This is a genomic window from Microbacterium sp. ARD32 (assembly GCF_031844385.1).
Taxonomy (GTDB): domain Bacteria; phylum Actinomycetota; class Actinomycetes; order Actinomycetales; family Microbacteriaceae; genus Microbacterium.
Window position 1 is genome coordinate 617,140 of record NZ_JAUZVD010000002.1, and the last position, 18,848, is coordinate 635,987.

At 70.7% G+C, this 18,848-nt stretch carries 15 protein-coding genes; 9 read left to right on the top strand and 6 right to left on the bottom strand.

The genetic code is table 11. The annotated features are described in order from the left end of the window. The 4 genes from Q9R19_RS11150 to Q9R19_RS11165 are packed head-to-tail and all read right to left on the bottom strand — an operon-like array spanning window position 1 to window position 4,841. A complete protein-coding gene (locus tag Q9R19_RS11150; RefSeq protein WP_311256457.1) occupies window positions 1-1,827 on the bottom strand; it encodes a BCCT family transporter in 1,827 nt (608 codons plus the stop codon). Window positions 1,828-1,885: 58 nt separating this feature from the next. Beyond that, window positions 1,886-3,076, bottom strand: coding sequence for a multidrug effflux MFS transporter (locus Q9R19_RS11155; RefSeq protein ID WP_311256458.1), 1,191 nt, complete (start codon window positions 3,074-3,076; stop codon window positions 1,886-1,888). Beyond that, window positions 3,073-4,404, bottom strand: coding sequence for an MFS transporter (locus tag Q9R19_RS11160; RefSeq protein WP_311256542.1), 1,332 nt, complete (start codon window positions 4,402-4,404; stop codon window positions 3,073-3,075). The genes Q9R19_RS11155 and Q9R19_RS11160 overlap by 4 nt, the downstream gene beginning before the upstream one ends. Before the next feature lie 5 nt (window positions 4,405-4,409). Next, window positions 4,410-4,841 carry a MarR family transcriptional regulator gene (locus Q9R19_RS11165; protein ID WP_311256459.1) on the bottom strand — a complete coding sequence of 144 codons (432 nt, stop codon included), beginning with the start codon at window positions 4,839-4,841 and terminating at the stop codon, window positions 4,410-4,412. Between the two features lie 88 nt (window positions 4,842-4,929). On the opposite strand from Q9R19_RS11165, the gene Q9R19_RS11170 reads away from it, so the two are divergent. The 5 genes from Q9R19_RS11170 to Q9R19_RS11190 are packed head-to-tail and all read left to right on the top strand — an operon-like array spanning window position 4,930 to window position 9,276. Further along, window positions 4,930-5,697 (top strand): copper homeostasis protein CutC, encoded by a 768-nt coding sequence (locus Q9R19_RS11170; RefSeq protein WP_311256460.1) that lies wholly within the window; start codon window positions 4,930-4,932, stop codon window positions 5,695-5,697. A 60-nt stretch (window positions 5,698-5,757) separates the two neighbouring features. After that, entirely contained in the window at window positions 5,758-6,618 is an 861-nt protein-coding gene (locus Q9R19_RS11175; RefSeq protein WP_311256461.1) for an alpha/beta hydrolase, read from the top strand. Further along, window positions 6,615-7,313 carry a nicotinamide riboside transporter PnuC gene (gene pnuC / locus Q9R19_RS11180; RefSeq protein ID WP_311256462.1) on the top strand — a complete coding sequence of 233 codons (699 nt, stop codon included), beginning with the start codon at window positions 6,615-6,617 and terminating at the stop codon, window positions 7,311-7,313. The genes Q9R19_RS11175 and pnuC overlap by 4 nt, the downstream gene beginning before the upstream one ends. 23 nt (window positions 7,314-7,336) lie before the next feature. After that, a complete protein-coding gene (locus Q9R19_RS11185) occupies window positions 7,337-8,386 on the top strand; it encodes a lipoyl protein ligase domain-containing protein (RefSeq protein ID WP_311256463.1) in 1,050 nt (349 codons plus the stop codon). After that, window positions 8,383-9,276, top strand: a complete 894-nt coding sequence (locus Q9R19_RS11190) for a site-specific DNA-methyltransferase (protein WP_311256464.1) — start codon at window positions 8,383-8,385, stop codon at window positions 9,274-9,276. Before Q9R19_RS11185 ends, Q9R19_RS11190 begins: the two co-directional genes overlap by 4 nt. A 22-nt stretch (window positions 9,277-9,298) precedes the next feature. Here Q9R19_RS11190 and Q9R19_RS11195 read toward each other — a convergent pair whose 3' ends face one another. Next, complete coding sequence (locus Q9R19_RS11195) at window positions 9,299-10,192, bottom strand: LysR family transcriptional regulator (protein WP_311256465.1); 894 nt, start codon at window positions 10,190-10,192, stop codon at window positions 9,299-9,301. A gap of 89 nt (window positions 10,193-10,281) precedes the next feature. Between Q9R19_RS11195 and Q9R19_RS11200 the strand changes: the two genes are divergently transcribed. Then, a complete protein-coding gene (locus tag Q9R19_RS11200; protein WP_311256466.1) occupies window positions 10,282-13,773 on the top strand; it encodes a bifunctional proline dehydrogenase/L-glutamate gamma-semialdehyde dehydrogenase in 3,492 nt (1,163 codons plus the stop codon). Between the two features lie 245 nt (window positions 13,774-14,018). Here the strand turns inward: Q9R19_RS11200 and Q9R19_RS11205 are convergent, their stop codons facing one another. Beyond that, window positions 14,019-15,470 (bottom strand): carboxylesterase family protein, encoded by a 1,452-nt coding sequence (locus Q9R19_RS11205; protein ID WP_311256467.1) that lies wholly within the window; start codon window positions 15,468-15,470, stop codon window positions 14,019-14,021. Window positions 15,471-15,659: 189 nt separating this feature from the next. On the opposite strand from Q9R19_RS11205, the gene Q9R19_RS11210 reads away from it, so the two are divergent. From Q9R19_RS11210 to Q9R19_RS11220, 3 genes are all read left to right on the top strand, one after another. Beyond that, window positions 15,660-15,803, top strand: a complete 144-nt coding sequence (locus Q9R19_RS11210) for a hypothetical protein (protein ID WP_311256468.1) — start codon at window positions 15,660-15,662, stop codon at window positions 15,801-15,803. Window positions 15,804-15,870: 67 nt separating this feature from the next. Beyond that, window positions 15,871-17,004, top strand: coding sequence for a hypothetical protein (locus tag Q9R19_RS11215; RefSeq protein WP_311256469.1), 1,134 nt, complete (start codon window positions 15,871-15,873; stop codon window positions 17,002-17,004). After that, the gene (locus Q9R19_RS11220; RefSeq protein ID WP_311256470.1) at window positions 17,001-18,833 is read left to right on the top strand and encodes an AAA family ATPase; all 1,833 of its coding nucleotides are present in this window, start codon (window positions 17,001-17,003) and stop codon (window positions 18,831-18,833) included. Before Q9R19_RS11215 ends, Q9R19_RS11220 begins: the two co-directional genes overlap by 4 nt. The last annotated feature ends 15 nt before the right edge of the window (window positions 18,834-18,848 follow it).

The following is an 18,848-nucleotide window of genomic DNA, read 5'->3' on the forward strand; positions in this document are numbered from 1 at the left end:
TCAGTCCTTCAGGAACGGCCCGGCATCCTGCTGCGGCACGTCGGGGTCGTCCAGCCCGGCCAGCTCGTCCTCGCCGACGAGCTCGTCGACATCGAGAGTCGACGGCGAGGCATCCACGGTGCTCTCCAGCGACAGCGCACCGGGTGTGATCCGGATCGGATCCGTGGGCGCGACGGGCAGGCCGAACGTGCGCTGCAGCCGGCGCATCCAGCGCGGCTGCGCGCCCAGCACGCCCCGCTCGTCGTGGGACTCGACCTCGAGACCGTAGTACTCGCCGATCCGGTCGATGAACTGGGCGCGCTCGGCCTTGGCGTACGCGCGGCGCTCACGGGTGAATGCGACCACGGTCGACCAGCAGATCAGCAGCATGACGACGCTGAACGGCAGCGCGATGGTGATCGCCGCCGTCTGCAGGGCGTTCAGCCCGCCGGAGAGCAGCAGCGAGATCGCCAGCAGGGCGGTGATCACGACGAAGAAGGTGCGGATCCAGCGCCGGGGCTCGGGCTTGCCGCCGGTCGCGATCATGCCCATCACCAGTGCGCCGGAATCCGCCGACGTGATGAAGAAGATCGCCAGCAGCACGATGGCGCCGATGCTCACCACCAGCGCTCCCGGCACGTGCTGCAGCAGGGCGAACAGGGCGCCCTGCAGGTCGACCCTGCCGTCGGGGCCGGTCAGCGAGCCCGGGTCGGCGAGCTCCATCGCCAGCGCCGAGCCGCCCAGCACCGAGAACCACAGCACGCCCAGCAGCGTGGGCACCAGGATCACGCCGATGACGAACTCGCGCACGCTGCGGCCCTTGGAGACCCTGGCGATGAAGATCCCCACGAACGGCGCCCACGAGATCCACCATCCCCAGTAGAACGACGTCCACGACGCCTGCCACTGCTCACCCGTGGCGCCCTGGAACGCGCTGACGTTGAACGAGAGGCCCACGAAGTTCTGGATGTAGTAGCCGATCGACTGCACGAACTCGCGCAGCAGGAACTCCGTGGGGCCGGCGGCCAGCAGGTAGACCACGAGCACCCCGGCCAGCACGAGGTTGGCATTCGAGAGCCACTTCATGCCCTTGGTCACGCCGGAGAGCACGGACATCAGCACGAACACCGAGATCACCAGGATCAGCACCACCTGCGTCGGCTCGTTCGGGTCGGCGATGCCGGCGGAGTGCAGGCCCGAGCTCATCTGGATCACGCCCAGTCCCAGCGAGGTGGCGACGCCGAACAGCGTGCCCACCAGGGCGATCACGTCGATAGCGTGGCCCCAGCCGCCCTCGACCCGCTTTCCCAGCAGCGGCTCGAGGGTCCAGCGGATCGAGACCGGCCGGCGGCGTCGGTGGATGGCGTAGGCCAGGGCCAGGCCGATGACGACGTAGATCGACCAGGCGTGCACGCCCCAGTGCAGGTAGGTCTGGCCGAGCGCCGCCTGGGCGAGCTGCTCCGGTGTGCCGGTGACGCCCGGCCGCGGCGCGGTGAAGTGCGAGAGCGGCTCGCTGACGCCGTAGAAGACCAGGCCGATCCCCATGCCAGCGGCGAACAGCAGCGAGAACCAGCTCATCAGCGAGAACTCCGGCTCCTCGTCGTCGCGGCCCAGCTTGATGTCGCCGAAGCGGCTGAAGCCGAGGAACAGGCAGAACGCCACGAAGAAGGCGGCGATCAGCACGTAGTACCAGTTGAACGCGTTCACGATCGTGCTCTGGATCGCCTGGAACATGGCTTCCGCGATATGCGGCGCCAGCAGTGCGAACAGCGCGAACGCGACGACGATCGCCGCGGCGGGCCAGAACACCCATCGGAGCACCTGCGGCTCATTCCTGTTTCCGCTCATGCCCCTTACGGTAGCCAGCGCGGTCGCGCGGGAACAGGGGCACTCAGGCGAGAACAGGTCAATCGCGCCCAGGCTGCGTCCGCGATGCGATCAGCACGAGCGCCAAGCCCGCCGCGAACGCCGCCAGCATGGTCGCACCGAGCGTCGTCGCCGAGACGCCGATCAGTGACACCAGCGGCGGCGCGAAGGCGCCCAGCAGCATCGAGAGCGTGCCGAGCACGGCGGACGCCGACCCCGCGCGGTGCCTGATGTGCCCGAGCGCGATCGCCGTGAGGGCCGGATTGTTCACGCCCTGCGTGCAGATGGCCGCGAACAGCGGCACCAGCAGCCAGGGCAACGGCGACTGCAGCATCCCGGCCAGGGTCAGCGCGAGCGCGCCGGCGACGCCGATCGACAGCGACCAGCGCACGATCCGGCTTCCCGGCATCAGGCGTGCGAGTCGTCGGTTGAGGTTCGCGGCGAGCGTGATCCCGACCGCGTTCACCGCGAAGACCAGCGCGAAGCCCTGAGCGCTCAGCCCGTACTGCGTCTGCAGCACGAACGGCGACAGCTGCAGGTACGTGAACAGCGCGATCGAGGCGATCCCGAGTGTGACCGCCGCGACCATGAACGGACCGTTGCGCAGCGCCGATCCCAGACCGCGCAGATCGTTCCCGACCCCGCCGGAGGTGCGCTCGCCGGATGCCAGAGACTCGGGCACCGCGAACGCCGCCACCGCGAGCAGCAGCAGTCCGATCACCGCAAGGGCCAGGAACACCGCGCGCCAGCCGGAGAAGGCCGCCACGGCGCCGCCGATCAGCGGCGCGAGCACCGGCGCCACGCCCATCACCGCGGCGAGCGTGGAGAACGCCGCCACGGCGTCGGCCCCCGCGAACAGGTCGTGCACCACCGCGCGGGCGATCACCATCCCGGCCGCACCGCACAGCCCCTGCACCACCCGGATGCCGATCAGCACCTCGATCGACGGCGCGAAGGCGCACGCCACCGAGGTGATCGCGAAGCCCGCGATGGCCACGATCAGCGGCATCCGCCGGCCGAACCGGTCGCTGATCGGCCCCCACAGCAGCTGGCCGATCGCGAGGCCGATCATGCAGGCGCTCATCGTCAGCTGCGACAGCGACTCGGGAGCGGTGAACTCGGCGCCCAGCGCGGGCAGCGACGGCAGGTACACGTCCAGCGAGATGGGGCCGAAGGCGGTGAGGGCGCCCAGCGCCGCCATCAGCCGCCGCGGATGCCGCGTGCGGCTCACTCCGCTCCCTTGTCGGGCAGCCTGATCGGCATGGTCGCCGCGGTCTTCTCGTCGAACGTCGACGACATGGCCCTCACCACCGACAGCGGCCTGGTCTCGTCCAGCGTCAGCAGGAACCGGGTGCGCTCGGTGCGGTGCAGCCGGCCCGACCACAGCATCCACGCGACGCCGATCGCGCAGGCGAGCAGTCCCGCGACCCCGCCGACGGTGATGGCCATCCGCGGCCCGAACTGGTCGGCCACCCAGCCCGCGATCGGCGCGCCGATCGGGGTGGAGCCCATCACGACGGCCATGTACAGCGCCAGCACGCGGCCGCGCAGCGCGGCGTCGGTCGTGGTCTGCACGTACCCGTTCGCGGTGGTGAGCATGGTCACCGTCGAGAAGCCCACGAACACCAGCACGGCGCCGTACGTCCAGTAGCTCGGCATCAGGGCCGAGACGATGGATGCCGCGCCGAACCCGGCCGCCGACAGCACGATCACCCGCACCCGGGCCCGATCGCGTCGTGCCGCGAGCAGGGCGCCGGCGAGCGAGCCGATCGCCAGCACAGAGCTGAGCACGCCGTAGCCGTCGGCGCCCTGGTGGAACTCCAGCGCCATGGTCGAGGCGAAGATCGGGAAGTTCATGCCGAACGCGCCGATCAGGAACACCATCACGAACACGACCTTCAGGTCGGGACGGCTGAGCACGTACCGGAAACCCGCGCCCAGCCCGCCGCTCCGGCGGGAGCTCTTGGCGCGCGGCATCAGCTCGTTGCGACGGATCAGCATCAGCGCGATCAGCATCGCCAGGAACGTCACCGCGTTCGCGACGAACACCCAGCCCGATCCCAGGGCCACGATGGCCAGGCCGCCGACGGCCGGACCGATCAGGCGGGCCATGTTGAACGACGCCGAGTTCAGCGCCACCGCGTTGGAGGTGTCCTCGATGCTGACCATGTCCGAGACGAACGCCTGGCGCGCGGGGGCGTCGAAGGCGTTGGTGACGCCGAACGCCGCGGCGAAGCAGAGCATCAGCGGCAGGGTCATCACCCCGGTCAGCAGCATCACGGCCACGCCGACGGCCAGCACCATCAGGGTGGACTGCGTTGTCAGCAGGATCCTGCGCCGGTCGAACCGGTCGGCGACCCATCCGGTCACGCCGACCAGCACCAGGGGAGGCCCGAACTGCAGCGCCATGGTGGCGCCCATCGCGGTGGCGTCGTTGTCGGTCAGCTCGGTGAGCACGACCCAGTCCTGCGCGGTGGCCTGCATCCAGCCACCGATGTTGGACACGATCGCCCCGAGGAACCACGTGCGGTAGTTGAACGACCGGAAGGAGCGGAACATGCCGGTCATGATTCGGCCACCTTCCGCAGCACCGCCGCCGCAGCCCGCAGAGTGGCCAGCTCGCCGTCATCCAGGTCGAGTTCGCGGATCATCTCGGCCAGGGCCTCGTCCCGGCGGCGGATGGTGGCGATCACCAGCTTCTCGCCCTGCTCGGTGAGCTCGACGTGCACGCGCCGCCGGTCGTCCTCGTCGGGAACCCGCCTGACCAGGCCGAGCTCCTCCAGGCCGCTCACGGTGGCGCTCATCGTGGGGGCGGTCACCCGCTCGTGCTCGGCCAGCCCCGAGATCGTGCGGCGGCCGTGCGCCCGCAGGGCGCCGAGGGCGGCGAGCTGCGCGTCGCTCATCGCGTCGACGGCCCGCACGCGGCGCAGGCGGCGGGTCAGGCGGAAGAGGGCGAATCGGAGCTCGGATGCGGTGGCGTCGAAGTCCTCAGTCATTACTTAGATAGCCTAACTAAGTTCGCAGGCGATCGTCAATGTGAAAAAAATGTTCAGAATCTCGCGCTGGGCGACTCCGAGTGTGAAAATGGCTCTCGTGTCCCTCGCCTTCGAGATCGCCGTTCAGAATCCCGCCGGTATGCGCATCGCCGCCGAGGTCGGCGCAGCACGCGTCGAGCTGGCGCAGGCGCTCGCGCTGGGCGGACTGACGCCGTCGCGCGGGATGCTGGAGAGCGTGCTGGCCGCCGCGGGCGACGACGGGCCCGAGGTGCACGTGCTCATCCGCCCGCGAGCGGGCGGCTTCCGCTATGGGCCGGATGCGACGGAGATCATGCTGCGCGACGTGCGGGATGCCGTCTCCGCAGGCGCGCACGGCGTGGTGGTCGGCTGCCAGGATGCCACCGGCGCTCTCGACGATGACGCGCTGGCGCGCATCGTCGACGCCGCAGGTGCGGCATCCGTCACCCTGCACCGCGTCATCGACGTGACGCCCGATCCGATCGCGGCGCTGCGCACCGCGCGCCGCCTGGGACTTCGTCGGGTGCTCACATCGGGCGGAGCCTCGCGCGCGGTGGACGGCGTCGACGTGCTGCGGCGACTGGTCGCCGAGGCCGACGGACGGATCGAGATCATGGCCGGCGGCGGAATCGATGCGCAGACCGTTGCGCGGGTCGCGGCGACCGGCGTCGACGCCGTGCACTTCTCCGCCAAGCGCACCGTGCCGGCCGACCGCGCGGGGGAGGCCGTGCGCCTGGGCTCCGCCGATGACGGCGGCGGCGGTCACGAGGTGACCGACCGCGACACGGCGCGCGCGATCATCGCAGCCCTCGACGGCGCACGCACCGGCGCGGCCTGAGCGTCCGACGACGCGAGGAGACCGCCACCGCGGACCGGGACGGCTCCGTAGACTCAGGGCATGCCTGAGTTCACCGACGCCCACGGGGTGGCCATCGTCTACGACGTGCACGAGGCGGCGGCGCCCGCACGCGGCGTCGTGCAGCTGCTGCACGGCGTCGGCGAGCACGCCGGGCGCTACCCCGCTCTCATCGAGGCGCTCACCGCCGCCGGGTTCCACGTGTACGCCGACGATCACCGCGGGCACGGACGCACCGGCATCCGGCAGTGGAACGGGCCCGCCGGGCTCGGGCGCCTCGGCCGCGGCGGCATGCGCGCGACCGTCGCCGCCTGCTGGCAGCTCACCGAGCTCATCCGCGATGAGCGGCCCGGGCTGCCGCTGGTGCTGCTGGGGCATTCGTGGGGCTCGTTCCTGGCGCAGATGCTGGTGAATCAGCATCCGGAGGCGTACGACGCCGTCATCCTCTCCGGCTCGGCCTACCGCACCCCCGCCGACCTGAACGCGCTCCCGCTGAACGCGAGGTGGGCGGGACCGGATGCCGACGGCCTGGAGTGGCTCTCGCGCGACGCCGCCGTCTGGCAGGAGTTCCGCGACGACCCGCTCACGGTCGAGACGCCGCTGCTGAAGCTGTTCGGGCCCATTGAAGCCGCGCGCATGTACGGCCGGCCGAAGAAGGATCTCGCCTCATCCCGCGACGTGCCCGTGCTGCTGCTGGTCGGCGGCGACGACCCGGTCGGCGGTCCGCGCAGCGTGCACAAGCTCGCCGACGCCTACAAGAACCGCTCGGGCCTCAGCGACGTGACGACGCTGGTGTACCCGGACGCCAGGCACGAGATCTTCAACGAGCTGCAGCAGGAGCAGGTGCGCGCCGACGTGCTCGCGTGGCTCGACCGTCGCTTTCCCGCGGCGAGTGCGCGGTGAGCGGGTTCCTGCACTGGCTACTGGAAGCCTTCAACGCGCAGATCCCGGTCGGCTCGTCCACACTGCTCGTGCGCGAGGTGATCGGGAACGTGTTCGGGCTGGCATCCGCTCTCGGTGCGATGCGCCGCCGGGTCTGGGCCTGGCCGGTCGGCATCGTCGGCAACGCCCTGCTGCTGACGGTGTTCCTGGGCAGCGTCTTCGGCACCGACCACACCGCCAACCTGTTCGGTCAGGCCGGACGCCAGGTGATGTTCATCGCGGTGTCGATCTACGGCTGGGTGCGGTGGCGCCAGGCCCGTGACGGCGAGGGCCATGCAGTGGTGCCGCGGTGGGCCTCGGGGCGCACCCGGGTGCTGCTGATCGGCGCGCTGCTGCTCGGCACCGCGGTGCTGACGCCGATCTTCCGGATGCTCGGCTCCTACGAGCCGGTGTGGAGCGACGCCTGGACCTTCGTCGGCTCACTGCTGGCGACGTGGGCGATGGCCAAGGGCTGGGTGGAGTTCTGGCTGATCTGGGTCGCGGTGGATGCCGTGGGCGTGCCGCTGCTGTTCTCGGCCGGGTACTACGCGACCGCCTTCATGTACCTGTTCTACGGCGGGTTCACGATCGTCGGATTCTTCGTGTGGATGCGGGCCTCGCGCGGACGCAAGCCCCGCATCGACACCGACCTGCCCGACCCGACGATCCGCGCCTGAGAGCGCGCGGTTAAGCTGGAGCCGTGCATGGTGAGTACAAGGTTCCCGGTGGAAAGCTCGTCGTCGTCGATCTCGAGGTGCAGGACGGCCTGATCCGGGACTTCCGGCTGGCGGGCGACTTCTTCCTCGAGCCCGACACGGCGCTCGAGGCGATCAACGCCGCCGTCGAGGGGATGCCGGTCGAAGCAGATGCCTCCACCATCGCTGCCGCCGTGCGTGCGGCGCTGCCCGAGGGCGCCGCGCTGCTGGGATTCTCACCCGAGGCGGTGGGCACTGCGGTGCGCCGCGCGCTCGTGACCGCGCCGGGGTGGACGGACTTCGACTGGGAGATCGTGCACGAGAAGGCCGTCTCACCGCGCATGAATCTTGCCCTCGACGAGGTGCTCACCTCGCGCGTGGGCGAGGGGCGCCGCCGGCCCACACTGCGCATCTGGGAGTGGGACGAGTCGGCCGTGGTGATCGGGTCGTTCCAGTCGTACCGCAACGAGGTCGACCCCGACGGGGCGGCTCGTCACGGGTTCGACGTCGTCCGTCGCATCTCGGGCGGTGGCGCGATGATGATGGCCGCGGGCCAGATCATCACCTACTCCCTGTACGTGCCGGCCTCCCTCGTGCAGGGCATGACCTTCGCCGACTCCTACGCGTTCCTGGACGACTGGGTGCTGCAGGCTCTGCGCGCGGTCGGCGTCGACGCGACCTACCAGCCGCTCAACGACATCGCCTCGCCCACGGGCAAGATCGGCGGCGCCGCGCAGAAGCGCCTCGCCAACGGCGGCGTGCTGCACCATGCCACGATCTCGTACGACATCGACGGCCAGACCATGACCGAGGTGCTGCGCATCGGCCGCGAGAAGCTCAGCGACAAGGGCACGGTGTCGGCGGCCAAGCGCGTCGACCCGCTGCGCACGCAGACCGGCATGGAGAGAGCCGAGATCATCTCGCGGTTCAAGGAGACCTTCCGCGCGCTGACCGGCGCGGAGGACGGTGCGATCACGCCGGACGAGTACGCCGATGCCGAGGCGCTGGTGACCTCGAAGTTCTCGACCGATGCGTGGCTGCACCGCGTCCCGTGAGTCGCTCGGAGCGTTCTTCTTCTGGGGTCCCTGAGCCTGTCGAAGGACCCGGCGCCGTCGAGATCATCGCGGGCGACAACCTCGCGGCGGCCGGCACCCTGGCATCCGGATCCTTCACCCTCGTCTACCTGGACCCGCCGTTCAACACCGGCCGCACCCAGGAGCGGCAGGTCGTCACGGCCCGGCGGGCGGGTGGCGATCCCGAGGGCGAGGTGCGGCACGGCTTCCACGGGCACGCGTATGAGCGGGTGCGCGGGATGCTGCGCGCCTACGACGACCGCTTCGACGACTACGGCGCGTTCCTCATGCCCCGGCTGGAGGAGGCATGGCGGCTGCTCGCCGACGACGGCACCCTGTACCTGCACCTGGACTACCGCGAGGCGCACTACGCCAAGGTGATGCTGGATGCCGTGTTCGGGCGCGACGCGTTCCTGAACGAGCTGATCTGGGCGTACGACTACGGCGCCAAATCGCGGCGGCGCTGGCCCACCAAGCACGACACGATCCTGGTGTACGTCAAGACCCCGGGCGGGCACTTCTTCGACTCGGACGCCGTGGATCGCGAGCCCTACATGGCGCCGGGCCTGGTGACCCCCGAGAAGGCCGCGCGCGGAAAGCTGCCCACCGACGTGTGGTGGCACACGATCGTGCCGACCACCGGGCGCGAGAAGACCGGCTATCCGACGCAGAAGCCTGAGGGCATCCTGCGCCGCATCGTGCAGGCGTCATCCCGGCCCGGCGACCGAGTGCTGGACCTCTTCGCCGGATCGGGGACCACCGGGGCCGTGGCGTCGGCCCTCGGTCGCGACGCCGTGCTGGTCGACTCGAGCCCCGAGGCGATCCGGGTGATGCAGGCGCGCATCCCGCACGCGAGAGTGCGCCCGCTCTGACCCCCAAGCCATAAGACGGGATCTACGGCGCCACGCGGCGGTGCGCGGTGAGGGCCTCGCGCAGCGCGTCGCGCACCAGGGTGACCGATTCGTCGCCGTGGGAGGACGAGCGCACGGCGGTGAACACCTCGCGCACCGGCGAGCCGGGCAGCTCCGCGACCGTCAGCGGACTGGGCTCGTCGCCCCAGATCAGGTCGGGCAGCATGCCGACGGCGTGGCCGGATGCCACCAGTCGCACGTGCGCGGTGAGGTCGGCGGCCTCGAAGCGCACATCGGGCTCGAAGCCCGCCGCCCGGCACTGCTGCACGGCCCACTGCCTGGCCGCGGTTCCCGGCGGCTCCATCACCCACGCGCGGTCGCGCAGCTCATGCAGCGGGAGCGGATGCTGCCACGGCGGCAGCACGATGCGGATCGGGTCCTCGCCGAGCAGGTCGTGCTCCACGCCGTCGCGCAGCTCGCGCGAGTAGCCAGGGTACTGCTCGGCGATCACCAGGTCGAAGCGCCGGGCCCACAGCTCGAACAGGCTCTCCTCCGGCGGCAGCTCGGCCAGCTCGACCCGCAGGCCCGGGGCGCGTTCGGCCAGGGCGGTGAGCGCGGCGGGCACGATCGTCTCGGCCGCGGTGGGCATGGCCGCCAGCCGCACCGTCTCCCAGCCGGCGTGCGCGGCCAGTGCCGCTCGTGCTGCCTCGTCGAGCTCCAGGGCGCGCGCGGCGTGCTCGGCCAGCATCCGTCCCTGCGGGGTGAGCCGCACCCGTCGGCCGTCCGGCTCCAGCAGCGCGACGCCGGCGTCGCGCTCGAGCAGGTTGAGCTGCTGCGACACGGTCGAGGGGGAGTAGGAGAGGGATGCCGCCACCTCGGCGATCGTTCCGCGCAGCGCCAACTCGTGCAGCAGCCGCAGGCGGCGGAGCTCGAACATTCGGCCTCCCGGATCATTCGGACATGTCGAACATTATCGTGCATTAAACATCGCTTTTCACAGAGGGTCTTCGGAGGCATCCTGAGAGCATGAGCACCTCCGCGCCCGCTGACGAAGCATCCGTCTCCGAACTTTCCGCACTCGCCGACGACGCCGTCGCGCTGGTGAGGAAGTGGCTCGTCGAGAGTCGCGAGGTGCCGGTGGATGCCGCAGGCACCCGTCTCGCCGGCGTGCTGCGAGATCCGCACGGGCTGGACTTCACCGTCGGCTTCGTCGACGGCGTGGTACGTCCGGAGGACCTGAAGGTCGCCGCGGCCAAGCTGAAGGAGCTCGTGCCGCTGACCCCCGCGTTCCTCCCCGGCATCATGCGCGGCGCGATCGGCCTGGGCGGCGCGACCGCGGGGATGCTCCCCGGCATCGTCGTGCCGTCGGCGCGCGCGGTGCTGCGGCAGATGGTGCGCCACCTGATCGTCGACGCGCGGGACGAGAAGCTCGGCGCGGCCATCAAGCACATCCGTGAGACGCAGGGGGTGAAGCTCAACATCAACCTGCTCGGCGAGGCCATCCTCGGCAAGGACGAGGCCGTCCGCCGCCTGGAGGGCACCCGCCGCCTGCTGCTGCGCGACGACGTCGACTACGTCTCGATCAAGGTGTCCTCCACGGTCGCCCCGCACAGCCCGTGGGCTTTCGACCAGGCGGTGGCGGATGCCATCACCGCGCTGCACCCGCTGTACGAGATCGCGGCCAAGCCCGCCCGTGGCGCGAAGAAGTTCATCAACCTCGACATGGAGGAGTACAAGGACCTCGACCTGACGATCGCGGTCTTCACCGGCATTCTCGACCGTCCCGAGTTCAAGAGTCTCGAGGCCGGCATCGTGCTGCAGGCCTACCTGCCCGACGCGCTCTCCGCCATGATGCGCCTGCAGGAGTGGGCGGCGAAGCGCGTCGCCGACGGCGGCGCCCCGATCAAGGTGCGCGTCGTCAAGGGCGCCAACCTGCCGATGGAGAACGTCGACGCCGAGACCCACGGCTGGCCGCTGGCCACCTGGTCGAGCAAGCAGGAGTCCGACTCGTCGTACAAGGCCGTGCTCGACTACGCGCTGCGCCCCGAGCACACCGCGAACGTGCGCATCGGCGTCGCCGGCCACAACCTCTTCGACATCGCGCTGGCCTGGCTGCTCGCACAGCAGCGCGGCGTCACCTCTTCGACAGGATCAGGGACCCAGCCCGTCGAGTTCGAGATGCTGCTGGGCATGGCCTCCGCTCAGGCCCAGGTCGTCAAGCGCACCGTCGGCTCGCTGCTGCTCTACACGCCGGTCGTGCACCCCGACGAGTTCGACGTCGCGATCGCGTACCTGATCCGCCGGCTGGAAGAGGGCGCGAGCCAGGAGAACTTCATGTCGGCCGTGTTCGATCTGGATGCCGATCCGGCGCTGTTCGAGCGCGAGAAGGACCGCTTCCTGGCATCCATCGCCACCATCCCCACCGAGGTGCCCGCGTCGAACCGCACCCAGAACCGGCAGCTCCCGGCAGCTCCGGCGCCGCGCGACGGCTTCGTGAACACTCCCGACACCGACCCGTCGCTGGCCGCCAACCGCGCCTGGGCCGACGGCATCCGCTCCCGCATGGCCGCCTCGGACCTCGGCGACGACACCGTCGCCGCGAACACCCTCTCGACCGTTGCCGAGGTGGACGACCGGATCGCTGCCGGTGTCGCGGCGGGCGAGGCCTGGCGCGCGCTGGGCGCCGACGGCCGCGCCGAGATCCTGCACCGCGCGGGCGACGTGCTCGAGGCGCGTCGCGCCGACCTGCTCGAGGTGATGGGCTCCGAAGCCGGCAAGGTCATCGAGCAGGGCGACCCCGAGGTCTCCGAGGCCATCGACTTCGCGCACTACTACGCCGAGAGCGCGAAGGCGCTCGCCGACGTCGACGGCGCCCAGATGCACGCGGTCGGGCTCACGGTCGTCACCCCGCCGTGGAACTTCCCGGTCGCCATCCCCGCCGGCTCCACCCTGTCGGCGCTGGCCACCGGCTCCCCGGTGATCATCAAGCCCGCCCGTCAGGCCCGCCGCTCCGGCGCCGTCATGATCGAGGCTCTCTGGGAGGCCGGCGTGCCGCGCGACGTGCTGCAGTACGTGCAGCTCGACGGGCGCGAGCTGGGTACGAAGCTGGTCAGCGACCCGGCCGTGGGCCGCGTGATCCTCACCGGCGGCTACGAGACCGCCGAGCTGTTCCGCGGCTTCCGGCAGGACCTGCCGCTGCTGGCCGAGACCAGCGGCAAGAACGCCATCATCGTCACCCCGTCGGCCGACCTCGATCTCGCCGCAAAGGACGTCGCCTACTCGGCGTTCGGCCATGCGGGTCAGAAGTGCTCGGCCGCCTCGCTGGTGGTGCTGGTCGGCTCCGCCGCGAAGTCGGAGCGCTTCCGCCGCCAGTTGATCGATGCCGTGCGCTCGTACGAGGTCGGCATGCCCGAAGACGGCTCCAACCGCATCGGCCCGCTGATCGGACCGGCCGAGGGCAAGCTTCTCAGTGCCCTGACCGAACTGCACCCCGGCCAGTCGTGGATGCTGAAGCCCGAGAAGCTCGATGAGGCCGGGCAGCTGTGGCGCCCCGGCATCCGCGACGGCGTCGCACGCGGCAGCGAGTTCCACCGCGTCGAGTACTTCGGTCCCGTGCTCGGCATCATGACCGCCGAGACGCTGGCCGAGGCGATCGACATCGTGAACGACATCGACTACGGCCTCACCAGCGGCATCCACTCCCTCGACGACGACGAGATCCAGCAGTGGCTCGCCACGATCCAGGCCGGCAACGTGTACGTCAACCGCGGCACCACCGGCGCGATCGTGCAGCGCCAGCCGTTCGGCGGCTGGAAGAAGGCCGCCGTCGGCGCCGGCTCCAAGGCCGGCGGCCCGAACTACCTGGTCGGCCTGTCGGAGTGGACGGATGCTCCCGTGCAGACCACCCGTCCACTGGACGAGCTCGGTCTGTCGGCGGCGAAGCTGGGCGATGCCGTGGACGAGATCGACGGTGGTGACGCCGCGTGGCTGCGCGGTGCGCTGGCGACCGACATCGACGCGTGGGCAGCGGAGTTCGGCATCGTCCGCGACGCCACGGGCCTGGTCACCGAGCAGAACGCGCTGCGGTACCAGGCGCTGCCGGTGACGATCCGGTACGAGGGCTCGCGCGTGGCAGAGCTCGTGCGCGTGGTCGCCGCGGGTCTGCGGGCGCGCTCGCGGGTGACGGTGAGTGCGGCATCCGCTCTGCCTGGTGCGGTGGTCGGCTGGCTGGGCGCGCACGACGTCGTCGCCGTCACCGAGGATGCTGCGGCGTGGGCTGCGCACGCGCGCCGACTGGCCGACGCCGGGTCGCGGGTGCGTCTGATCGGCGTGGATGCCGCGGCCACGGCATCCGCGGTGAACGGGGCTCCCAGCCTGGCGATCTACGCGAATCCGGTCGTCGCGGCCGGCCGCGTGGAGCTGCTGACCTTCCTGCGCGAGCAGGCCGTGTCGGTGACCGCGCACCGTTTCGGCACACCGCACCGCTACGAGATCCCGCTGCTCGACCCCGTGCGCTGAGCGCGCGGCTCGGGCGCCCATGCCCTGAAGCCACGCACTTCGCGGGGCGCGGGTCCTCTTCGCGGGTCCCGCTTTGCGGTCTCGGCGCGAGTGACGCCGCCATTCGGGCCCCGCGACACGCCCGGACGTCGTTCGGGCTCTCCTCGCGGGTCCGGGTCTGCGGTCTGGGTGTCGTGGATGCCGCGATTCGGGCCCCGTGAATCCCCGACCTGTGACCCCGCGAATCCCCAGGCCCCGCGCCTCGCCTACACCAGGGGCAGGGCGTCGTCGTAGGCGCTGCGCGAGAGCGCCGGCTGGTCGCCGAAGACCCGGGTCATGCCGGGCTCGGTGCGCCAGGCGGGCCACCCCGGGTCGTTGTCGCGCACGAACGCGACGGCCGCGGCGTGCATCTCATCGGCGAGGGACTGCGGTGGATGCTGCCCCGCCACCTCCGCCACGCCGTCGGAGCCCAGGCAGTCGAACCAGAACGGCACGTCCAGGCAGTGGTGCGACCATCCGTTCACGGGGGAGCGCCAGGCGAACCGGTACACCCAGGTTCCGGCATCCCGCCGCGCCTCGGCCAGCCGCACCACGAGCGACCGGAAGATGCGGTCGCTGACGAAGCGTCCCATCGCCGATCCCGCACCCCGGCGGGCACGGTTGGCCCGGCGCCAGCCGCGACGCAGCGCACCGGCCTTCTCGAGCACGCGCAGCGCCACGGAGACGGGCACGAAGCGCAGGAACCACGGCGCACGGTCGAAGACCATCGTGAACTCGTCGTCGGTGGCGCCCAGCATCAGCGGCTTGTGGGCACCCACCCCGGCCGCGAAGGACTCGGCGGTGGGCCGCAGGATCAGCTGGTCGTCGATCACCGGGCCCCAGGGGAGTCCGTCGACGAGCGTCGCGGTGGTCGCCGCCAGGCCCGTCTTGCCGAGCAGGGATGCCCGGTACTGGCGCCGCGTGAGCTGTCGCTCCTTCACGCTGCGGAAGCCCTCCAGCGTCGGCTCGCAGCCGGCCAGTTCCGCCAGCAGCTCGCTGCGCTCCGCCGCGAGCGAGCGCGGCAGATCACCCAGGGCACCGCTGATCGAGATCCCCGCGCGGAACAGGTGCTGCGCGCCCGGCATTCCGAACAGCGTGAGCACCGCGCCGCCGCCGGCCGACTGCCCCGCGATGGTCACCCGGCCGGGGTCGCCGCCGAAGGAGGCGATGTTGCGCTGCACCCACTCGAGGGCCGCGATCCAGTCGCGCACGCCGCGGTTGTCGGGCACGCCTGGGATGATCCCGAAGCCGTCGAAGCCCAGGCGGTACGAGATGCTCACGAGCACGATGCCGTCGCGGGCGAACGCGCCGCCGTCGTACCAGGGACTCGCCGCCGACCCCGCCGAGTAGCCGCCGCCGTGGATCCAGACCAGCACGGGCGCACCGCCGGTCCGCTCAGCCAGCCCGGGCGTGAACACGTTGAGATTCAGGATGCCGGCGCCCGGCACGCTCGGCTCGGGGATGATGGCGTTGTCCTCTTCGCGGCGCTGCGGGGTGGGACCGTATGCCGTCGCATCCAGCGGATCGGTCCAGGGCGTGACCGGCTGCGGGGGCTGGAAGCGCCGCTTCCCGGTGGGCGCCGCCGCGTACGGGATGCCGAGGAACGCCGTGCTCCCGTCATCGCGCCGGATGCCGCGGACCGGCCCCTCCGCGGTCTGTGCGACGGGCCCCTCGGTCATGCCTGCCAGCGTACCTCCGGTGCCGGACCAACGGCCCCTGGCTGCCGGCCGGATGGAGCCGTCGGGTGATCTCGGTTTCGGAAGTTCCGGATCTTCCCATCCGGACACCTGCGGCCGAGCGCGCGTCGTACTGTCCGATTGCGCGACGGCGGCCGAAGAGGGGACCGCGGCGGAGACGAGGAGCAGGGAATGTTCAAGACGGAAGCATCGAAGACCTCGCAGGGGAACTGGAACCTCCAGGCGTCATGCTCGAAGGGCCACACGGTCTTCAAGGACCAGTTCCACGCGGGCGATGCGTACAAGTGCCCGTACTGCGGCGGGGACGTGTACTGATCTGGAACAGGCTGCCGCAGGACGATCTGGCGAGGCTTCCTACGGCTCCGAGGACGAGAATCCAGCGATGAGCGGACCGAAGGGCTATGCCTGGGAGGTGGCGCAGGAGGAACTGCGACGGCAGGCGGCGGTATCGAACGCCCGCGCGCGAATCGCGATGCTGCGCGACGAGGCGAGGGCGGTTTGCGCTGCGCTGGCCGCCTGGGGCGACGTCAGGACGGCGCCGGAGCGACCGAGCATCGCAGCATCCGCATCTTCAGCGGACGCCGGAGAGGCTCTTGCCTCCTTTGAGGCGACTGTCGCCGCTCTGCGCGACGATCTCGGCCATCGGGAGCGGGCGGCAGTCGCCGCGCGGCTCATCTCGTCCATTCCCGAGACGGTCGCGGGATCGATAGCGCTGGACTGGACTTCGGCGAAGGCCGAGACGACAGGCGCCTCGCAGCGCACCGCCGGCAGCGCCGCGGACACGACGATGGAACTCGCCGACGTGGTCCCACTGCTCAGCCAGGTCGACGATGAGACTCTGCGCGAGCGCTGGATGGGGAATGCGCTCGCGGCGACCGGGTCGTCGGCCCTCGCCGGGTTGTGCAGGGAGGTGCGCGGGCATCTCGTGCAGCAACGGCGTGTGGCGGCGTTCCGGCAGCGCTGCGCGCGCGTCATCGAGGGGATCGCTGACATCGCCTCGCCGCAGGCCGACGCGGCCAGGCGGATGCTGCACTCAGCGGTGGACGAGAGCGGACTGGCAGAAGGGGCCTCGGCCGCTCGGCGGGCCAGGGCTGCGTGGGAGCGTCACGCCGCGCGGCAGCACGTCATCACCCAGACCGCGGCGGTGCTCGCGGAGCTGGGGCACACCGTCGACGAGGGCTTCGTCGTCGACGCCCTCGAGGGTGATTTCGTGATCGCAGGGACCGCGGATCCTCGCTATGGCCTCCAACTCCGCTTCACAGACCGCGGACAGATGCTGACGAACACCGTCGCGCTCGCCGAGAGCGCGGATCCCGGTGCGGACAGACAGGCCGAGGAGTCCGAGTGCGAGGCCCTGGGTGAGCTGAGCCGACGACTCGGCGAGTCGCGAATCGAACTGGTGCGCACGCATGCGGTCGCGCCAGGAGTCGTCGCAATGGAACGTCGAGTGCGCCCGGCTACGACTCGAGAGAGCGAACGGCGTCGTCGGAGCCGAAGTGAGGGGACGATCCGATGACCGACGCCGGCGCCGCACGCTGTGAAGGATTTCCGTCCTGGCTCGGTTTTGTCGACTCCGTGCTGCCGGTCACCTCGCTCTTCGTCGTCCATGGGAATCTGCGAGACCTGCATCTCGTGCCCGACGAGAGCGGGTTCGCTCTTCATCGGACGGCATCGGCACTGCGCGCGCTGCTTGAGCGCAGTGGTATCCCGGCACTCGTGCACTGCTCGATGCTCCACGGACTCTCGGTCGTCGCTGGCGGCGACGAGACGGTCGCCCGCGCCGCCCTCGGGACATGGGCGGCGCGCATCGGCGACGGCCGACTGACTCCGGACGAGGCGGCGGCCGTCATGCTGCAGGTGAACTGCGCCCGCGAGCATCCCTGCGCCGTCATGGTCGACTACGTGTCGCAGACGGCCGTGCACCCGGACGGTCATCCCGCCGAGACCTCAGCCGAACTGCACCGGGCGATGCTGAGGGTGGCTCACGAAGGCGCCGTGACAGCGACCCCCACCGGACCTCGCTCGATGCGACGCAACAGCGTCTTCGTGCTCGTGGACAGGCCGGGCGATCTGCCTGCGTGGGTGCTCTCCGGTGACGGCATCCGTCAGGTGCCGATCCCGAAGCCGGACCTCGCCACACGTACGAGGGCGGTGCGCAGCATTCTCCCGCAGCTGTTCGGCGTCGGCCGCGCCGAGCCGTCGACACAGGAGGAGGTGGCTCAGCAGTTCGTCGGCGCGACACATGACATGTCGCTGCGAGCCCTGATCGAGATCGTGCAGCTTCAGCGCGACGCCGGTCTGCCACCGCAGGCGATCGCCGACGCTGCGCGACTGTATCGCGTCGGCGCGGTCGCCGACCCGTGGCGATCGCCCGAGCTCACCGCGCGCATCGCCGAAGGAGAAGATCTGCTGCAGCGCAGGGTGAAGGGACAGCCGCGGGCCGTGCGCCACGCGCTGGACGTGCTGATCAGGTCGGTGACCGGGCTGTCCGCAGCCCATCGGACGCACGGGGCCGGCCCCCGCGGAGTGATGTTCATGGCCGGTCCTACCGGCGTCGGCAAGACCGAGCTGGCCAAGGCGATCGCCAGTCTGCTCTTCGGAGACGAGTCCGCCTGCATCCGGTTCGACATGAGCGAGTTCGCGCAGGAGGCCGCCGATCAGCGACTGATCGGATCGCCGCCGGGGTTCGCCAATCACGAGGCCGGCGGCGAGCTCACCAACGCGGTGCGCGACCAGCCGTTCTCGGTGCTGCTGTTCGACGAGATCGAGAAAGCGCATCCGCGAGTGCTCGACAAGTTCCTGCAGCTGCTCAGCGATGGGCGCCTCTCGGACGGCTCAGGTGACACGGTGTTCTTCCACGAGTGCCTGATCGTCTTCACCTCGAATCTCGGCGTCGGGACTGACGGCACCAGGGCTGAGGACTCGAGGAGCGAGCCGCTCGGCTATGAACGGCGTGTGACGGAAGAAGTCCACCGTGTGCTCGGTGAAGAGCTGAATCGACCGGAGCTGCTGGGCCGGATCGGAGACAACGTGATCGTGTTCGACTACCTGACGGACGACATCGCCGCGGAGATCACGGAGGGCTACATGGACAATGTGGAGCGGCGCATCGCACGAACGTCCGGCATCGGGCTCCACCTCTCTGATGAGGCCAGGGAGCACGTGCGGACGATCGTGCTCGCCGACCTGAGCAAGGGCGCGCGCGGCATCGGCAGCGCGCTCGAGACGGCGCTGGTGAACCCGCTGGCCAGGGCGCTGTTCGCGGTGCCGGAGGGCTCGGCCCGCACGCTGATCGCCTTGGAGACGGGCGACGACGGCGTGATCAGCGCCCGGCTGGACGGGTGAGTCCGACGATGCCGA